Here is a 17,406-nt window from a genome sequence, read left to right as displayed (position 1 = left end):
CGACGGGCGGGCGGCGCTGCCCCCAGACAGCGCCGCCCTTCTTACCCCGTTCCCCGAAGGGTCGTTCGCCGGCTCAGTTGCCGATGGTGGCCTGCGGGCCGGCGTACTTGGCGAGCAGGGCGGGAACGTCCGCCGCCGCATCGAGGGTGTACGAGTAGAAGCTCTTCGGGTCGAACGCGGATCCGTTGGTCTGCTGCTTGCCCGTCGAGTTCTTCACGATGCTGCCGCTCTGCTTGAGCTGGGCGGCCGACGTGTCGTTGTAGTACGGGTTCGCGACCTTGTCGAAGTAGCTGTTCTCCAGAACCATCTTGGTGCCGCCGCGCGACAGGTTGCCGTACGCGGTGATGTTCTGCAGGTAGTTGTTGTAGAGGTGGGCGTAGGCCACGTTGTCGGTGCTGGGATTGCGCTGGTTGGTGTTCTTGATCCAGTTGTGGTGGATCGTCATCCGCGCGGTGACGTTCTCGGTCCAGCCGATGCCGAAGGCCTTGTTGCCGGTGTCCAGGACGTTCCAGGACACGGTCAGGTAGCTGGTGTCCTTCCGGCTGTCGATCATGCCGTCGTTCATCCGCGTGATCTTGCAGTGGTCGATCCAGATGTGGTCGGCGGTGTCCATCTGGATGCCGTCGTAGTCGAAGTCCTTGTCGTCCGGGTCGTCCTCGGTCATCTGGGTGTCCCGGATGGTGAGGTTGCGGATGATGACGTTCTTGACGCCCGCACCCAGGAAGAAGCCGCCGCCGACGATCTCGCCGGTGGTGCCGGCGCCGACGATGGTCTTGTTCGACTTGACCTTGAGCTCGGTGCCCTTCGGGGTGATCGTGATCGCCCCGGCCACCTTGATCACGTAGGGCTCGGTCGCGGTGACGTACTTGGTCAGGTCGGCGAGGTTCTTCACGGTGACCGTGGCGCCGGCCGCGCCGCCGGTGGTGCCGCCACCGGTCGAGGCGAACCCGTCCGGCGTGCTCGGCCAGGTCCGGTCGGTGCTGCCGCCGCCGCTGCCGCTCGCCGGGGTGAAGGCCCACTGCTTGTTGCTGTTGGCGGTGCAGGTCTCCTGGATGATCGCCGCGCCGTTCGCGGTCGAGGCGCCCTGGTCCGAGATGCACAGGCCGCTGTTCACGTTGATGATCTGGAACGTGTCGGTGCCCGACGCGGCCAGCTTCCACTGCTGATTGGTCTGACTTCCGGCACAACCCCACTGCTGCAACTGCTGACCCGAGGTCTTCGACCCGGACGGCACATCGACACACTTACCGCTGTTCACGTTCTGCAGCAGGAAGTTGCTGCCCGACGCCACCAGCTTGAACTGCTGCCACGTCGCGTTCGCCGTACAACCCCACTGCTGCAGCAGGGCACCGTTGTCCTTCGACGCGGCCGGCACATCGATGCACTTACCGCTCTTCTTCACGACGAGCTGATACGTGTTACCGGCCGTCGGCGCGGTCGCCGCGTTGGACGGGAGCACCGAGTAACCGACGATCGCGGCCGGGACGGCCAGCACGGTGGCCGCCAGGGCGGCACGCTTCTTCTTCGACATAGCCATGATCAACCCACCGGGTTCCAGTTGTCCGAGCCCGCGAGGTACTTCTGCGGGGTGTAGTTGGCGGCCTGCGAGTCACTGAGCTGCGGCCGGTTGCTGTTGGTGGTCGCGCCGGAGCCGGTGTTCCGGTACTCCAGGAACCGGGCGTTCTTCCACGAGTTGGACGACATGTCGGTCCACGGCTGAGCCGTCTTGATGGTGGCGCTCAGGCTGGTCTCGCGGTAAAGCACCTGCGCGTTCGGGCCCCACGGGCGGCCGAGCTGGGTGGTGTTGTTCGTCGCGCCGGTCACCGTGCACTGGTAGAACAGGAAGCCGTACGCGTTGGCCGCGTCGGTCCGGGCCGCGGTGATCGGTCCGCCGGTGCTGCGCTTCTGGTAGACCTTGGTCGCGTTGAAGACCGCGGTCCCGCCGCCGAAGATGAAGTCGACGGTGCCCTCCACGTAGGAGTTCTTGACGTACGAGCGGCCGCTGTTGACCAGCAGGGTGTCCTGGGCGCCGAGGAACCGGACGTTGTCGAAGACCAGTTTGTCGGCGTTGAGGTTCGCCGCCACCGCCTGGCTGCCCTCGCCGTAGTCGTTGGCGATCGTCAGGTTGGTGGCGTTGAGCTCCTTGCCGTTGGCGAAGAGCGTCGCGCTGCCCGAGGTGCCGTAACCGCCGGCCGAGCTGTGGTTGTTGACGATCACCACGTCGTCGGACGAGTCACCGCCGCCCTTGAGCGTGACGTACGGCTTGTTCGACGGGATGGTGACGATCTCCCGGTAGGTGCCGGGCTTGATGGTGATGGTCCGCCGGCTGGTGTTGTTCGCCGGGACCGCGTCGATCGCCGCCTGCACGGTCCGGTAGGTCCCGGTGCCGTCGGCGGCGACCGTGAAGGAGCCGGTCGTGCCACCGGAGACCGGGGTGAAGGCCCACTGCTTGTTGCTGTTGGCGGTGCAGGTCTCCTGGATGATCGCCGCGCCGTTCGCGGTCGAGGCGCCCTGGTCCGAGATGCACAGGCCGCTGTTCACGTTGATGATCTGGAACGTGTCGGTGCCCGACGCGGCCAGCCTCCACTGCTGATTGGTCTGACTTCCGGCACAACCCCACTGCTGCAACTGCTGACCCGAGGTCTTCGACCCGGACGGCACATCGACACACTTACCGCTGTTCACGTTCTGCAGCAGGAAGTTGCCGCCCGACGCCACCAGCTTGAACTGCTGCCACGTCGCGTTCGCCGTACAACCCCACTGCTGCAGCAGGGCACCGTTGTCCTTCGACGCGGCCGGCACATCGATGCACTTACCGCTCTTCTTCACGACAAGCTGATAGGTGTTACCGGCCGTCGGCGCGGTCGCCGCGCTCGACGGCAGCATCGAGTAACCGACGAGTCCGGCCGGCACGACGAGCGCGGCCACCAGGCCGAGCAACGTCCGCTTGCGAGATCTTCTCTCTGCCACTGCGGTCCTTCCTACATGCGGGGATGCCGGCCAGGGGGTGGGCCGGAGTTCCTGTGCGTGTAGGTAGATGCCGCCGCGGCGGAGCGACAACAAGAAGTGGGAAAGAATTTCGGGGACGACCCCAGCGGGCCGTCCCCGAACACTCAGCGAACTCGGTCGAGCACCGCCTGCTGGGCGGCCGCGTACTGCTCCCGGATCAGCGGGACGCTGCTGTCCTCGTACAACGAGGGGTTTTCGGCCGACCAGGTGGGCGCGACGTCACCGCCCAGGGTGACCCATGCGGCCTGGCGGGCCGCACCGTCGGCCACATACTCCCCCGGCGGGGGAACCAGCACCGGCTTGCCGAAGAGCGCGGGCGCGATGCGGCGGACCGCCTCGCTGCGCGCCCCGCCGCCGACCAGCACGATCCGGTTGGCCGTCGCCCCGGTCGCGACCAGCGCGTCCAGACCGTCGGCGAGCGCGCAGAGCATGCCCTCGACGGCGGCCCGGGCCAGGTGGGCCGGGTCCGAGGTCTTCAGGGTGAGCCCGTGGATCGCGCCGGTGGCGTCCGGGCGGTTCGGGGTGCGCTCACCCTCCAGGTACGGCACCAGGACCAGCCCGTCCGCACCCGCCGGAGCGGTGAGCGCGAGCCGGGACAGCTCCTCGTGGTCGACGCCGAGCAGCTTCGCCGCCGCGTCGAGGACCCGGGCCGCGTTCAGCGTCACCACGATCGGCAGGAAGCGCCCGGTCGTGTCGGCGAAGCCGGCGACCGTGCCGCTCGGGTCGATCGGCGCCACGTCGGAGGAGACGAAAACCGTTCCGGACGTGCCGATCGAGACGATCACGTCGCCGGGCAGCGCGCCGGTGCCGAGGGCGGCCGCCGCGTTGTCACCGGCACCCGGGCCCAGCGGCGCGCCGTTGGGCAGCCGGCCGGCGATGCCGGTCGGGCCCAGCACCTCGGGCACCATCAGGGGCCGCCCGAAACCGAGTTCCAGCAGGTCCTGCCGGTACTCGTTGGTTTTCGCCGACCAGTAGAGGGTGCCGCTGGCGTCGCTGCGATCGGTCTTGATGTCCGCGATGTCGGTGAATCCCGACAGCTTCCAGGTCAGCCAGTCGTGCGGCAGGCAGACGGCAGCGACGCGGTCGGCGAGCGCGGGTTCGTTGCGGGCCAGCCAGCGCAGCTTCGTCAGCGTGAAGCTGGCGACCGGCACGATGCCGACCGCGTCCGCCCACTTGTCCCCGCCGCCGAGCTCCTCGATCAGGTCGGCGGCCGCGCCGGCGCTGCGCGTGTCGTTCCACAGCAGCGCCGGGCGGACCACCTCACCGTTCTCGTCGAGCACGACCATGCCGTGCTGCTGTCCGGCGACCGAGGCGGCGGCCACGTCGTCCAGGCCGCCGGCCTCCTCGATCGCCGACTGCAGCGCGGCCCACCAGGCATCCGGATGCACCTCGGTGCCGTCCGGATGACTCGCCCGGCCCTGCCGGACCAGCGCGCCGGTCTCGGCGTCGCGGATCACGACCTTGCAGGACTGGGTCGAGCTGTCGATCCCGGCTACCAGTGCCATGGGCTTTACCGGGCCCCGAGCAGGTGCTCGATCGCGAGCTGGTTCAGCCGGACGAAGCCGTAGCCCTGGGCACCGGCGGCGTCGGCGTCGTAGTCCTCGAAGGCGCTGCGGTCGGCGAGCAGGTCGGCGTAGGTCTCGCCCGGGTTGAGGGTCGGCGTGCCGAGCTCGGCGACCTTGGAGGCGGCCAGCGCCTCCTGCACCTCGGGGTCGGCGCGGAACGCCTTGGCCCGCTCCTTGAGCACCAGGTACATCCGGATGTTGGCCTTGGCCGACTCCCAGACGCCGTCGTAGTCCTCGGTGCGGGACGGCTTGTAGTCGAAGTGCCGGGGGCCGTCGTAGGCCGGGCCGCCGTCCGGGCCGTTCTCCAGCAGGTCGACCAGGGAGAACGCGCTGAGCAGGTCGCCGTGGCCGAAGACCAGGTCCTGGTCGTACTTCGGGCCGTGCTGACCGTTGAGGTCGATGTGGAAGAGCTTCTTGTGCCACAGCGCCTGGGCGATGCCCTGGGTGAAGTTGAGCCCGGCCATCTGCTCGTGGCCGACCTCGGGGTTGATGCCGAACAGCTCGGGCCGCTCCAGCTCCTGGGTGAAGGCGATGGCGTGGCCGGCGGTCGGGAGCAGGATGTCGCCGCGGGGCTCGTTCGGCTTCGGCTCGATGGCGAAGCGGAAGCCGTAGCCCCGGTCCTCGGAGTACTGCGCGAGCAGGTTGAGCGCCTCACGGTAACGGTCGAGCGCGGCCTTCACGTCCTTGGCCGAGTCGTACTCCGCGCCCTCGCGGCCGCCCCAGAGGACCAGGGTCTTCGCGCCGAGCTCGGCGCCGAGGTCCATCTGGCGCAGCACCTTGCGCAGCGCGTAACGCCGCACCGAGCGGTCGTTGCTGGTGAAGCCGCCGTCCTTGAACACCGGGTGGGTGAACAGGTTGGTGGTCACCATCGGGACGATCAGGCCGGTCTCGTCGAGCGCCTTCTTGAAGCCGGCGATGATGCCGTCGCGGGTCTGCGCGTCAGCGCCGAACGGCACCAGGTCGTCGTCGTGGAACGTGATGCCGTAGGCACCGATCTCGGCGAGCTTGTGCACCGCCTCGACCGGGTCGAGGGCAGTGCGGGTGGCGTCACCGAACGGGTCACGGGCCTGCCAGCCGACGGTCCAGAGGCCGAAGGAGAACTTGTCGTCACGGGTGGGCTGGAGTGCCACGGTTACCTCCACGAAACATGGCGGATTTGTTTATTGGTTGAATTATTTGGCCCGCGTGTGGCACTGTCAAGGGCGTGTTGAGCGGCCCCACGACGCCAGTGCGCCAGGCCAGCGTGCGAGCCCATAATCTCGCGCTGGTCCTGCACACCGTGGCGAACAGCGCAGATCGGCCATCTCGGGCGGCGATTGCCGCCGCCACCGGGCTCACCCGGGCCACCGTCTCCGCCCTCGTCGACGATCTGGTCGCCGGCGGGCTGCTGACCGAACTCGACCCGCCCCCGCGCACCGGCGCCGGCCGGCCCGCCGTCGGGCTCGCGCTCACCTCGGCCGGCCCGGCCGGGCTGGGCCTGGAGATCAACGTCGACTATCTGGCCGCCTGCGTGGTCGACCTGACCGGCGCGGTCCGGCAGCGCTTCGTGGAGCACGCCGACCAGCGGCCGGCCGGCGCCGAGGGCTCCCTCGCTGCGCTCGGCGCGCTCGCCGCCCGGGCCCGGCTCGCCGCCGAGGCCGACGGGCTGATCATCGCCGGCGCCGCGCTCGCCGTCCCCGGCCTGGTCACCGCCGACGGCCTGATCCGGGTGGCGCCCAACCTCGGCTGGCAGGACGTGGACGCCCCGGCGCTGCTGCGCGAGGTTCCCGAGCTGGCCGACCTGCCGATCACCGTGGACAACGAGGCCAACCTGGCCGCTCTCGGCGAGCTGCGGGTCACCGGCGGCGACCCGACGTATCTGTACGTGTCGGGCGAGATCGGCATCGGCGCCGGCCTGATCCTCGACGGCGACCTCTACCGGGGCGTGCGCGGCTGGAGCGGCGAGATCGGGCACCTGACCGTCTTCCCGGACGGCCGGCCCTGCCGCTGCGGCGCGCACGGCTGCCTGGAGCAGTACGCGGGGCAGGAGTCCCTCGCCACCGACGAGCCCCTGGCCGCCCAGGCCCTCGGGATCGCGCTGTCCGCCGTGGTCAACCTGCTGGACGTGCCGGCGATCGTGCTCGGCGGCGCCTACGCCCCGTTCTTCCCCCGGCTGCGCCCGGGGATCGAGGCCGAGCTCCACCGCCGGGTGCTCACCGCCGGGCTCGCCCCGGTGACGCTGCGCCCGGCCACCCTCGGCGCGGACGCCGCCATGCGCGGCGCAGCCGACACCGTCATCCGCTCGGTGCGCGACGACCCGGCCGCCTGGCTGCGCCGGGCCGGCTGACGCAGAACGGCCCCCGTCCTCTCGCGAGAACGGGGGCCGCCTGGTGTGTCTGTGACGGGTTACTTCGTGGCGGTGCGCTGACCGATCGCCTGGGCGAAGATCTGGGTGATCTTCGTCGGGTCCTCGGCGAAGAACGAACCAGCGCCTTCCACCGCACCCTCGATGGCCTGCAGCTCTTCCTTGCTGACCTTGTCGCCGATGCCGATCAGCACGAGCCGGACCGGCTTCTTCGGGTCGTACTCCTTCTTCAGAGCAGCGAGCAACTGTGCCCGGGTGAGGCCGTTCGCGTTGTCGTCCTCGCCGTCGGTGAAGAGGATGACCGAGTTGATCCGGCCGCCCTGGTAACCGTCCTTCACGTGCTTGTACGCGGCCAGCACCGTGTTGTAGAGGCCGGTGCCGCCACCCTCGACCGGGTCCAGCCTGTTGATCGACTGGTCCAGGCGGTCCCGCGCGACGGTCAACGGCTGGATGCGCTCCAGCTGCTTGTAGGGCAGCTCGCCGTCCAGGTTGGTGGCGAACCGCCAGACACCGACCTGCCAGTCGTCACCGAAGAGCGCGAGACCGGAGCGGGCCGCCTGCTGGGTGACCTTCGCCTTGCTCAGGCCGTTGGCGGTCGGCACCGGTTCGGACATCGAACCGGAGACGTCGAAGACCGCCAGTGCCCGGCCGGGCAGGGTGGTCGCGATCCAGCTACCGACGACACTGCTGAGCGCGGCGCCGTCCACACCGGAGGCGGCGGTCCCGCCGCTGCCCGGCTTGCCGGCCGACGGGGTGATCGCCGGCGAGGCCTGCGGGGCGCCGAGCGGCGCCTTGAAGGTCGAACCGTACGTCCCGTCCGCGGCACGCAGGCCGGCATTGCCGAGCGCTTCCTTGGCCGCGCTGCTGGTCAGCTGGTCGAGCAAGCCCTGCGCGGCGGCCGCCTTCTGCTGGTCCACCACCTGCGGCATGATCGAGTACGGGTAGTCGAGCGCCGTCGGGCTCGGGTCCACGTAGAGAGCGCTGAGCCGCACCGCGGGCTGCTTGGCGTTGTACGTCACCACCGCCTCCTCGGAGAGCGGCGCGGCGCTGAGGCCACCGGCCAGCTCGTCCTCGGTGGCCGCCTTCGGGAAGCGCTCCAGCAGCTCCTGGCGGACCTTCGAGTCACGCTCGGCGAGCGTCCGCAGCGCCTGGACCCGCCGCTCGGCGCCACCCTCACCGCTGGCGGTCGCCGCCTGGCTGATCGCGAGCAGGCTCACCAGCCCGGACGCGTCGCGGGACGGGTCGACGATGCCGACCTGCAGCGGCGTCTCGGAGTTGAACTGCGCGAGCAGCGTGTTCCAGGACAGCTTCTTGCCCGCCCAGCCGACCTTCTGCGCGATCGGCTCGGGCATGGCGACCACGAGCGGGCTCTGCGCGATCGGGACGATCTTGGATGGGTTGAAGCCGGAGGCGTCGTTGCGCAGGCGCAGCAGCCAGGTCGACGAGTCCGGGATCCAGACGTCGGGCACCTGCACCGACTCGAATCCGGTACCCAGGCCGACGAGGGTCGCCGAGTGCTCGCGCGAGACCGCGCCGGCCACGGTGGCCGCGCTCTGATCGGCGACGTCGACGGCAATACAGGTCCCACCGACCTCGGCGCCGTTCTGGCTCCACTGGTCGGCGACCTGCTTGACCGCCGGCGCGATCTCGGGCGCAGCGGCTACGGACAGTCGCACCGATCCGGTACAACCGGAGTCGGCGAACTGTTGATAGGTGAGCCACGCGCCGGAAATAACGACGACTATCGCCATCGCACCTCCGACGACGCCGGCTCCCTTCGAGTTGAAGTTCCTACGATGGCGGCCAGACACGCGCTCCATAGTGCGCATCTCCGAAGCTGAATGCCATATACGTTCGGACGAAAGTTACTCAGATTGGCTTTTCCCGATCTAGGGAACACCCAGCGTAGTTACTCGGTCTCGAACGGTGGCGACGCCAGCGCCGGAGACGCCGGATTTAACCGCAAAGATCACGGACGTCCCGTCTGACCGATCTTGCCTATGGCCTGATCATCGACGAGCTCCACCGGAGCAGGCAGGTGGGACTCGGCTCACCGGTCGGCTCGCCCTGCGAACCGGGAATTCCGGTCTCGGGATCGACCCGGAATATGGTTACGTTGTGTGAGCGCTCATTGGCTACGTAGAGGTGATCGCCGATGAGAGTCATATGCCTCGGCCACGTGCCACCGGTGGGCACTTCGGCAATCAGCGTCGCCGTTTCGCCGTCCCAGGAGAAGGCGGAAACGGTGTCCGGTCCCCGGTTCGCCACATAGACGAAACGGCCGTCGCGCCGGACCGTCACCTCCGACGGGTGCACCGGCCCGGGCAGCGTGCTGGACGCGACCTCGCCCCGAGGCTCCAACCGCGGGCCGCCGGCCGGCCGGTACCAGGACAGGTTCGCAGCGAGCTCGCCGGCCAGGATCAGGGCCCCGTCGCCCGACCACACCAGATGGCGCGGGCCGGTGCCGGGTTTCGCCTCGACCGCCGGCTCCGCCGGGCCCAGCCGGCCGGAGATCGGGTCCAGCCGGGACCGCCACACCCGATCGGAGCCGAGGTCGGAGATGAGCACGTCGGCGCCGTTCGGCTCGGGGACGACCTGGTGGGCGTGCGGCCCCTCCTGGCGCTCGGCGTCCGGCCCGGAGCCGGTCAGCGTGAGCAGATCGCTGCGGACGCCCGGCACACCGTCGGCGTCCAGCGGGAAGACGGTGACCGACCCGCTGCTGTAGTTGGCCACGACCAGGTGCCGGCCGTCCCCGGTGACGGCCAGGTGGCACGGGTCGGCGCCGCCGGTCGGCTGCACGGCCAGCGGGATGAGCGAGCAGTCCGGCGCGACCGCGAAGGCGGTGATCGTGCCCTCGTGCAGCTCGTTCACCGCGTAGAGCACCGGGAGCGTGGGGTGCTGCGCCAGGAACGAGGGTGACGGGGTGCGTGCCGCGAGGCCGAGCCGGGTCAGCTCCCCGGTGGCCGGGTCACGGCGCAACAGCGTGATGCCGTCGCCCTCGCCTCCCTTGTCTCCCGTGTAGCAGCCGACGAAGACGTATTCAGCACTGGAACCCATGAGGCTGATCCTACGGGGAGCGGCGTTTCTTGACCGGTACAGAAGACGCGGGTTACTGTACCGGTACAGAGAAGGAGCCGAGGAGGATGCCATGGAACTGCCCGCCGCGTACCTCCGCGGGGTCCAGGACGTGACCCGCGAGGTCCACAGTGCCCGGCCGGACGCCCCGGTCGTCGTCGAGACGGAACGCGCGGGCCGTACCCCGCGCCTGCGGTTGTCGCTGTCGCGCGTGCTCTACCGGGCGGCCGTGGCGGTCGCTCCCGCCGGGCACCGCCCGGCCTAGACATCACTGGATCCGCCGGGATCGCCTCCCACCACCGTCCGGTGGGAGGCGATCCCGGCGCTACGGTGTGGGGCAGCGGAAAGGAACGGTGATCCGGTGCCCAGGGTGACCTTGCAGACCATCGCCGACCGGGTCGGCGTGAGCCGGATGACGGTGTCCAACGCTTTCTCCCGCCCCGATCAGCTCTCCCCCGCACTGCGCGAGCGGATCCTCTCCGCCGCCCAGGACCTCGGCTACGTCGGGCCCGACCCGACCGCCCGGGCCCTCGCCAGGGGCACCACCGGCGCGGTCGGCATCCTGCTCACCGACTCGCTGCGCTACGCCTTCACCGACCTGGTGGCCGGCGGCTTCCTCGGTGCGATCGCCGAGGAGCTCGCGCCCACCGGCCTCGCCATCACGCTGCTCACCTCGTCCGGTTCGGACCTGCTGGTGCCGGCCCGGGACGTGGCGATCGACGGGGCCCTGGTCTACTCCTGCGACCCCACCTCACCGGCCGTGTCCTGGCTGCGCCGGCGCAAACTCCCGATGGTCTTCGTCGACCAGGACCCGGCCGACGACGTGGCCTCGGTCAACATCGCCGACCGGGAGGGCGCCCGGGCGGCCGCCCAGCATCTGCTCGACCTCGGTCACCGCCGGATCGCCATCGCGATGAACGGCCAGCACGGGCAGTACGGCTTCATCACCGACGCGGACGACCTCATCGAGGGACACGCCTCCCACCAGCGGCGGCTCGGCTGGTTCGACGCGCTGAAACCCGCGGGGGTCGAGCCGGTGGTGATCCGTCACCCCATCGAGCGGACCCAGGACGTACGCCGGGACGCCCGCGCCCTGCTGGAGCGGGCCGACCGCCCGACCGCCGTCCTGTGCTTCTCCGACGGCACCGCGGTCGGCGTGCTCCAGGCCGCCGACGACCTGGGGTTGCGGGTGCCGGACGACCTGTCGGTGGTCGGCTTCGACGACGGCCCCCTGGCGGCGCAGCTGCACCCGCCGCTGACCACCGTGCATCAGGACGTCGAGGAGAAGGGCCGGGTCGCGGCGGCCGCGCTCACCGAGGCGATCCGGCGGGCCCGCACCGGCGAGCCCGCGGGGCCGGTGCCGCACGTCCGGCTCCCGGCCACCCTGGTGGTGCGCGGCAGCACCGGGCCGGCGCCGGCCTGAGTCAGCGGCGGCCGGCGGAGGTCAGCTGACGCCGGGCCACATACTCCACCAGCTCGATCAGCACGTTGCGGGCCGCCACCTGGTCACGGGCGTCGAAGAGGACCACCGGCACGCCCGGGTCCAGGTCGAGGGCACGGGCCACCGCCTCCGGCGCGAACCGGTTCTGGGTGTCGAAGCAGTTCACCGCCACCACGAACGGCGTGCCCCGCTGCTCGAAGTAGTCGATCGACGGGAAGCAGTCGGCCAGCCGGCGGGTGTCGGCCAGCACCACCGCACCGAGCGCACCCTGCGACAGCTCGTCCCAGAGGAACCAGAACCGGTCCTGGCCGGGCGTGCCGAACAGGTAGAGCTGCAGATCCTCGGTGATGGTGATCCGGCCGAAGTCCATGGTCACCGTCGTGGTGGTCTTGCCCTCCACACCGGAGACGTCATCCGCACCCTCGGCGCCGGTGAGGATCTCCTCGGTCTGGAGTGGCCGGATCTCACTGACGGATCCGACCATCGTCGTCTTGCCCGCGCCGAACCCACCAGCGATGAGGATCTTGAGTGCGACCGGGATGCGCGACGAGCCGCCGTTGCGGTCAGAGCGCACGGAGTCCATTGACAACCGCCTTGAGTACGTCGACGTCGTGCGGCTGCGTGGCCGCCGGAGGTTCGTACAGCGAGATGAGCCCCGCGGTTCGGAGATCACCCAGGAGCACCCGGACCACGCCGATGGAGAGGTCCAGTTGGGACGCCAATTCAACCACGGAGATCGGCTCCCACGCGGCAGCCACGATGGCGTGGTGCTCAGGTTGCAACTGCGGCCCGAGGGGCATGTCGGGGACGGTGGCCACGACGAACGCGACCAGGTCGAAGTCGCCGTCGGACGGGGCGACCCGGCCCTGGGTCATCGCGTACGGCCGGACCACCGGCCCGGCGTCGTTGTCCAGCCAGTCGTGGTTCACCCGCGGCTGCTCAGAGGGCATCGGACGGTGCGAGGACCGTCCGCTCCGGCGCGCTCATGATCTGTCCGACCCGGGTCACCAGCATCGCCATCTCGTAGGCGATCAGGCCCAGGTCGGCGTCGGCGGAGGCGAGCACGGCCAGGCAGGCGCCCTGCCCGGCGGCCGTGACGAAGAGGAAGGCCTCCTCCATCTCCACCACCGTCTGGCGGACCTGACCGGCCCGGAAGTGCCGGCTCGCGCCCTTGGCCAGGCTCTGGAACCCGGCCGCCATGGCCGAGAGGTGCTCGGCGTCCTCCCGGCTCATCGCCGCGGAACAGCCCAGCATGAGCCCGTCGGCCGAGAGGACCACCGCCTGCTGCGCGGTTGGCACCCGTTCGACGAGGTCGTCGAGGAGCCAGGTGAGGTTCGCGCTCTGCTTCGTCGTTGCCACTATGCGTCCTTCTCCAGCCTGAGGTTCTCGCCGGGACCCGCGGCGCGGTCGCCGGCCGCGCCCGCATCGGTCCCGGATGGTGCGTTGTCCCGTGCCGTCGCGACATCGACGAGGGCCGGGAAGCTGACGGTAGCCGCAGCGGACCTTTCGTCCCCGAGCGGGATCTCGGGCGCCTCACCGGTCGCCGCCCGGGAGGCGTCGACCCGGCCCCGGTTCGTGCCCATCTGCAGGGCGCTCATCAGTGAGCGGACCTGCTCCGGCGAGCGGGCCGGAGCGGTCGCCTCCGGCTGCACGGTCGGCTGCCGCAACTGCGGGGCGAGGCTCGCCTGGCGGACCCGCCGCGGCAGCCCGTCGAGCACACCGCTGTCCGGCTCGTCGTCAGTGATCGGCTCGGCGGCCGGCGCCTTCTCCGGCATCGGCAGCGTGGGGGCCGAGGCCGCGGGCGCCGAGTTCCGCGGGACCGCACGCGGCGCCGGGATCGCGTCGAGCGGCGCCGGCTCGGCGGAGTGCGCGCCCTTGCGGCGGGCCCGCCGGCGCTGGACCAGGCCCTCGGCGCTCAGCTCGGCAGCGACCACGCTCGGCGACGGGCCGCTGATCTCACCGGTGGCCCGGTGCAGCCCGGTCCCGTCGGACACCCGCTCCGGGGTCATCGCCCCGTCGTCGCCGCGCCGTCCGGCCACCGTGACCTGTTGCAGCTTCTCGGTGCCGGACCACTGCAGCGCGGCCAGCGAGTTCCGGGCCGGGTCGTCGCTGCCGGAACCCACCAGCGGGCTGTTCAGGCCGCGGTCGGGCGAGCCGCCGGGGCCGGCCGGCAGGACCGGGCCGGGCGCGGCGGTCACCAGGTCGCCCGGGATCAGCACGATGGCGGTCACGCCGCCGTAACCGGAGGTCCGCAGCGACACCCGGATCTGGTGCCGGTTCGCCAGCTGCGCCACCACGAACAGGCCGAGCCGGGCGCTGTCGGTCGGGTCGAAGTCCGGCGGCTCGGCGAGCCGCCGGTTCGCCTCCTCGATCGCCTCCGGGGTCATGCCGAGGCCGCGGTCCTCGATCTCGATCGCATAGCCGTTCGGCAGCACCTGGCCGACGACCTGGACCCGGGTGTGCGGCGGGGAGAACGACGCAGCGTTCTCGATCAGCTCGGCGAGCAGGTGGATCACGTCACCGACGGCCCGGCCGACCAGCGCGGACGAGTTCACCGAGCGGATGTCGACCCGCTTGTACTCCTCCACCTCACTGATCGCGCCACGGACGACGTCGATCACCGGCACCGGGTTGCGCCAGCCTCGGCCGGGCGCCGCGCCGGCCAGGATGACCAGGTCCTCGGCGTGCCGCCGCATCCGGGTGGCGAGGTGGTCGACCCGGTACAGGTCCTCCAGCTCCTGCGGCTCGGTCTCCCGGCGCTCCATCCGGTCCAGCAGGGAGAGCTGACGGTGCAGCAGCGTCTGGCTACGGCGGGCGATGTTGAGGAACACCTCGTTGATGCCGCGCCGGACGTTCGCCTCCTCGACGGCGGACTGCACGGCCGTACGCTGAACGTCGTTGAACGCGTGACCGAGCTGGCCGATCTCGTCCAGGCCGTACTCCAGCGGGGGTGTCTCGACGTCGACGTCGACGGCCTCGCCGCGCTGCAGGCGCCGGACCACCGAGGGCAGCCGCTCGGAGGCCATCTCCAGCGCCTCGCGCCGCAGCCGGATGAGGCGGCCGACGATCGAGCGGCCGAACCGCACCGAGACCAGCACCGAGAGCACCAGGGCGAGCAGGCCGAGCAGGCCGGCGACGGCCAGCCAGAGCAGCACGCTCGCGGCCAGCGGGGTGGCGTCCTCGGCGATCTGCTCGACGGCCCGCAGCTGGAAGGCGGTCAGGTCCTGGGTCGCCTGGTCGTAGACCGGCTGCCACTGGGCGCCCGAGATCGGTGTCGGACCGCCGATGTAGCTGTCCCCGATCAGCACGCTCTGCATCCGGGTGAGTTCCAGCAGGGTCGGGCTCATCAGCAGCTTGGCGAAGTCGCCCTGCACCTCGACCGGCATGTCGGCGACGCCCGCCTCGAGCAGGTACCGCGAGGTGCTCAGACTCTCCATCAGGGAGCGGCGCGACTCGGCGTCGATGCGCCCGGCCGCGGCGGCCGCCGCCATCAGCGCGTCGGCCCGGCTCAGGTACTCCTGGCCGCGGAAGGCGCTGATCACGCCGCGGACCTCCCGGTCGACGCGCTCGCTGAAGAACACCGCGGCGGTCCGGGAGACGTCGAACCCGAGGTCGACGACGTCGTTGAAATAGCCCATCTGGCTGAGCACGTCCAGGTCACGGGTGTCGATCCGGGCGCGGATCTGCGACAGGTCGGTGAGCCTGGTGTCCAGTTCGGCCACCTCGGCACGGACCGTGTCGTTCAGGTCGGCGCCGGCGACGGCCGCGCGGAAAGTCGTGATCGCCTTATCGGTCGCCGCGCGCTGCTGTGCCAGATCGTCCGCCTTCGCGCCGCGAATGGCCAGGTAGGCGGCGGAAAAGTGCCGTTCGCGCTGAACCTGCATGATCAATTGCAGCCCCGGGTCACCGAGCCGGTGCACGGCCTCGCGGGCCTCCAGCAGGTTGAGAGCCGGACCCGAAGTCACCACCGTGGCGAAGATCCAGAGCGCGAGCAGTGCCGAGAGCGGCACCGCGACCATCGCGATGATCTTCGAACGGATCGACCAGTTGTGACTTCTCATCAGGCTCCGCCCGAGGGGTTCGGTAGGAAACGATCAACGCCTGGCCGGCCGCGACGGGGCGATCAGAAAGGGACGGCCGTCACGCCTGACTCATGCGCTCCGGCAGAATACGTAATGACGTCCGTCTCAGCTAGTTCCGCGCTGTAACGGATGCTGGGCATCCATACCGTTTGTCCTGGCAGATTGGCATCCGATCTTTTTACGGACAGGTCGGCCATGCGACACCCGTATCACCGTGACTGTGCGTGATGGGATTGGTGTCCGGTACGAAGTGGGAATACCTCCTGAGGAAGAAGGAGGAACCTGATGTCCGCCACCGTCACCATCGTCCTGATCGTCGTCGTCCTACTAGTCGTGGCAGCGATCGCCTTCGGTGTCCGGGCCGCGCGGCGCCGCAAGCTCCAGCAGACCTTCGGCCCCGAGTACGACCGGGTGGTCGCCGACACCGGCAACCGCACCGAAGCGGAGCGCGAGCTGCTCGAGCGCACCAAGCGGCACGCGCAGCTGGAGCTGAAGCCCCTGTCGCCGGAGTCCCGTTCGAAGTACTCGGCCGCCTGGGAAGAGGTGCAGATCCGCTTCGTGGACAACCCCAAGGAGGCGGTCGGGACCGCTGACGAGCTGGTCACCCGGCTGATCGCCGAGCGCGGCTACCCGACCGGGGACTACGACGAGCGCATCGCCAACCTCTCCGTGGAGCACGCCGCCACCCTGGAGCACTACCGTGCCGCGCACGACATCAGCCGGCGCAGCAGGAACAACGAGGCCGAGACCGAGGATCTGCGGCAGGCCCTGGTCCACTACCGCGCGCTCTTCGCCGACCTGCTCGGTGAGGACCCGGTCGCGCACACCAGCCCGGCGCCGACCGCCGAGAGTACGGCCGAGGACACCACGCCGCCGGCGCCTCGCCGTAGCGTGACCGACACTGAGGACACTGCCACCGACCCCGGCGTCGCGCGCACCCGCCCCGACGCCACCAGCCGCTGAGGAGCTCCACGATGCGCTTCTTCTCCAACGAGGCCAAGGACAACGCCGAGGAGCGGGACCCCGCCGACTCGACCGTGCAGTCGGAACCGGTGGCGGTGCCGCCGCAGCGGGCCGGTTCGCCGTGGCAGCACGCCCCGGCCGAGGCGGCCGACGACCCTGACCGGCCGCCGGTGCACGAGCCGGCGCCGCAGCCGACCGCGTTCGGCGCGTCCACTGTGGGTGGTGCGGTCGCGGCCTCGGCCGCCGCCGGCCCGCACGACACCGCGTCGCCGGCCACCGACCGCACCACCGACGCCGCGTCGGGGGTGGCCGACGACCGGACCGTGCCGCTGAACAGCACCCCCACCGCCGACCGGACCGACGACGTCGACAAGACCGTGCCGCTCGGCTCCACCACGGCCGAGAAGCCCGGCACGGCGGACGACGAGGTCGCGTGGACCGGGTCGGCCACGCACCCGGAGACGCACAAGGACAAGGACGACTCCCCGGTCGACCTCGCCCTGGAGGATCACGGCACGTTCGACGACCCGAAGGTCGCGGACGAGGTTCGCACCGAGGCCGAGACCCCGGCCGAGTCCGATAAGGATCGCGAAGGCGCCGAGCGCGCCGAGCGCGCCGACGAGGCCGCGGCCATGGCGGCACCGGCCGGGCCGGCGCCGTTCTTCCCCACCGCCGACACTCAGGCCCTGCGGGAACGCTGGCGTGACGTGCAGCTGCGTTTCGTCGACGACCCGAAGGGCGCCACCGCGGAGGCCGCCGGCCTGGTGGACGAGGCGGTCGACAAGCTCACCTCCGCGCTGCGTGACCAGCGGGGCTCGCTCTCCAAGGGCACCGAGGACACCGAGGCGCTGCGGGTGGAGCTGCGCAGTTACCGGGACATCCTGGACCGGCTGCTCGGCCTCTGACCGCACCGGTCGACAACGGAAA

Annotated in this window: 15 protein-coding genes; 5 read left to right on the top strand and 10 right to left on the bottom strand. The window is 70.6% G+C overall.

Translation table 11 applies throughout. The features are described from left to right. Positions 1-73 precede the first annotated feature (73 nt). The 4 genes from AB0F81_RS02040 to xylA all read right to left on the bottom strand — a co-directional run bounded on the left by AB0F81_RS02040 (position 74) and on the right by xylA (position 5,704). A complete protein-coding gene (locus AB0F81_RS02040; RefSeq protein WP_360189432.1) occupies positions 74-1,537 on the bottom strand; it encodes an RICIN domain-containing protein in 1,464 nt (487 codons plus the stop codon). 2 nt (positions 1,538-1,539) lie between these two features. Beyond that, positions 1,540-2,970 carry a pectinesterase family protein gene (locus tag AB0F81_RS02035; RefSeq protein WP_360189429.1) on the bottom strand — a complete coding sequence of 477 codons (1,431 nt, stop codon included), beginning with the start codon at positions 2,968-2,970 and terminating at the stop codon, positions 1,540-1,542. A gap of 143 nt (positions 2,971-3,113) precedes the next feature. After that, positions 3,114-4,514, bottom strand: coding sequence for a xylulokinase (gene xylB / locus AB0F81_RS02030; RefSeq protein ID WP_360189426.1), 1,401 nt, complete (start codon positions 4,512-4,514; stop codon positions 3,114-3,116). Between the two features lie 5 nt (positions 4,515-4,519). Then, positions 4,520-5,704 (bottom strand): xylose isomerase, encoded by a 1,185-nt coding sequence (gene xylA, locus AB0F81_RS02025; RefSeq protein WP_360189424.1) that lies wholly within the window; start codon positions 5,702-5,704, stop codon positions 4,520-4,522. A gap of 113 nt (positions 5,705-5,817) precedes the next feature. On the opposite strand from xylA, the gene AB0F81_RS02020 reads away from it, so the two are divergent. After that, entirely contained in the window at positions 5,818-6,900 is a 1,083-nt protein-coding gene (locus AB0F81_RS02020; RefSeq protein ID WP_360189422.1) for an ROK family transcriptional regulator, read from the top strand. A gap of 59 nt (positions 6,901-6,959) precedes the next feature. Here AB0F81_RS02020 and AB0F81_RS02015 read toward each other — a convergent pair whose 3' ends face one another. Continuing rightward, a complete protein-coding gene (locus AB0F81_RS02015) occupies positions 6,960-8,669 on the bottom strand; it encodes a substrate-binding domain-containing protein (protein ID WP_360189419.1) in 1,710 nt (569 codons plus the stop codon). Between the two features lie 247 nt (positions 8,670-8,916). Next, on the bottom strand, positions 8,917-9,975 hold the full coding sequence (locus AB0F81_RS02010) for a lactonase family protein (RefSeq protein WP_360189416.1): 1,059 nt from the start codon (positions 9,973-9,975) through the stop codon (positions 8,917-8,919). A gap of 91 nt (positions 9,976-10,066) precedes the next feature. Between AB0F81_RS02010 and AB0F81_RS02005 the strand changes: the two genes are divergently transcribed. Both AB0F81_RS02005 and AB0F81_RS02000 read left to right on the top strand, forming a co-directional pair. Next, positions 10,067-10,258 (top strand): hypothetical protein, encoded by a 192-nt coding sequence (locus AB0F81_RS02005; protein WP_360189413.1) that lies wholly within the window; start codon positions 10,067-10,069, stop codon positions 10,256-10,258. Between the two features lie 96 nt (positions 10,259-10,354). Beyond that, on the top strand, positions 10,355-11,416 hold the full coding sequence (locus AB0F81_RS02000) for a LacI family DNA-binding transcriptional regulator (RefSeq protein ID WP_360189410.1): 1,062 nt from the start codon (positions 10,355-10,357) through the stop codon (positions 11,414-11,416). Position 11,417: 1 nt separating this feature from the next. Here the strand turns inward: AB0F81_RS02000 and AB0F81_RS01995 are convergent, their stop codons facing one another. From AB0F81_RS01995 to AB0F81_RS01980, 4 genes are read right to left on the bottom strand one after another with little or no spacing between them, the layout of a single operon-like run. Continuing rightward, positions 11,418-12,017 (bottom strand): ATP/GTP-binding protein, encoded by a 600-nt coding sequence (locus tag AB0F81_RS01995; protein WP_328466106.1) that lies wholly within the window; start codon positions 12,015-12,017, stop codon positions 11,418-11,420. Further along, complete coding sequence (locus AB0F81_RS01990) at positions 11,998-12,384, bottom strand: DUF742 domain-containing protein (protein WP_360189406.1); 387 nt, start codon at positions 12,382-12,384, stop codon at positions 11,998-12,000. Before AB0F81_RS01990 ends, AB0F81_RS01995 begins: the two co-directional genes overlap by 20 nt. Then, positions 12,374-12,796 carry a roadblock/LC7 domain-containing protein gene (locus AB0F81_RS01985; RefSeq protein ID WP_196419524.1) on the bottom strand — a complete coding sequence of 141 codons (423 nt, stop codon included), beginning with the start codon at positions 12,794-12,796 and terminating at the stop codon, positions 12,374-12,376. The genes AB0F81_RS01990 and AB0F81_RS01985 overlap by 11 nt, the downstream gene beginning before the upstream one ends. After that, positions 12,793-15,495, bottom strand: a complete 2,703-nt coding sequence (locus AB0F81_RS01980) for a nitrate- and nitrite sensing domain-containing protein (protein ID WP_360189403.1) — start codon at positions 15,493-15,495, stop codon at positions 12,793-12,795. Before AB0F81_RS01980 ends, AB0F81_RS01985 begins: the two co-directional genes overlap by 4 nt. Before the next feature lie 306 nt (positions 15,496-15,801). Between AB0F81_RS01980 and AB0F81_RS01975 the strand changes: the two genes are divergently transcribed. Beyond that, complete coding sequence (locus tag AB0F81_RS01975) at positions 15,802-16,479, top strand: hypothetical protein (RefSeq protein WP_360189400.1); 678 nt, start codon at positions 15,802-15,804, stop codon at positions 16,477-16,479. Between the two features lie 11 nt (positions 16,480-16,490). Then, a complete protein-coding gene (locus AB0F81_RS01970) occupies positions 16,491-17,384 on the top strand; it encodes a hypothetical protein (RefSeq protein WP_360189397.1) in 894 nt (297 codons plus the stop codon). The last annotated feature ends 22 nt before the right edge of the window (positions 17,385-17,406 follow it).

Origin of the sequence: Actinoplanes sp. NPDC024001 (assembly GCF_040638955.1) — a bacterium.
GTDB lineage: Bacteria > Actinomycetota > Actinomycetes > Mycobacteriales > Micromonosporaceae > Actinoplanes.
The sequence above is the reverse complement of the archived record's forward strand: the minus strand, read 5'-3'. Positions and strand labels throughout refer to the sequence as shown.

Bases quoted from the DNA above. Each gene is read 5' to 3' on its own strand.
- AB0F81_RS02040 (WP_360189432.1), bottom strand. From the start codon at position 1,537: ATGGCTATGTCGAAGAAGAAGCGTGCCGCCCTGGCGGCCACCGTGCTG.
- xylB (WP_360189426.1), bottom strand. From the start codon at position 4,514: ATGGCACTGGTAGCCGGGATCGACAGCTCGACCCAGTCCTGCAAGGTC.
- AB0F81_RS02015 (WP_360189419.1), bottom strand. From the start codon at position 8,669: ATGGCGATAGTCGTCGTTATTTCCGGCGCGTGGCTCACCTATCAACAG.
- AB0F81_RS02010 (WP_360189416.1), bottom strand. From the start codon at position 9,975: ATGGGTTCCAGTGCTGAATACGTCTTCGTCGGCTGCTACACGGGAGAC.
- AB0F81_RS02005 (WP_360189413.1), top strand. From the start codon at position 10,067: ATGGAACTGCCCGCCGCGTACCTCCGCGGGGTCCAGGACGTGACCCGC.
- AB0F81_RS01995 (WP_328466106.1), bottom strand. From the start codon at position 12,017: ATGGACTCCGTGCGCTCTGACCGCAACGGCGGCTCGTCGCGCATCCCG.
- AB0F81_RS01990 (WP_360189406.1), bottom strand. From the start codon at position 12,384: ATGCCCTCTGAGCAGCCGCGGGTGAACCACGACTGGCTGGACAACGAC.
- AB0F81_RS01980 (WP_360189403.1), bottom strand. From the start codon at position 15,495: ATGAGAAGTCACAACTGGTCGATCCGTTCGAAGATCATCGCGATGGTC.
- AB0F81_RS01975 (WP_360189400.1), top strand. From the start codon at position 15,802: ATGTCCGCCACCGTCACCATCGTCCTGATCGTCGTCGTCCTACTAGTC.
- AB0F81_RS01970 (WP_360189397.1), top strand. From the start codon at position 16,491: ATGCGCTTCTTCTCCAACGAGGCCAAGGACAACGCCGAGGAGCGGGAC.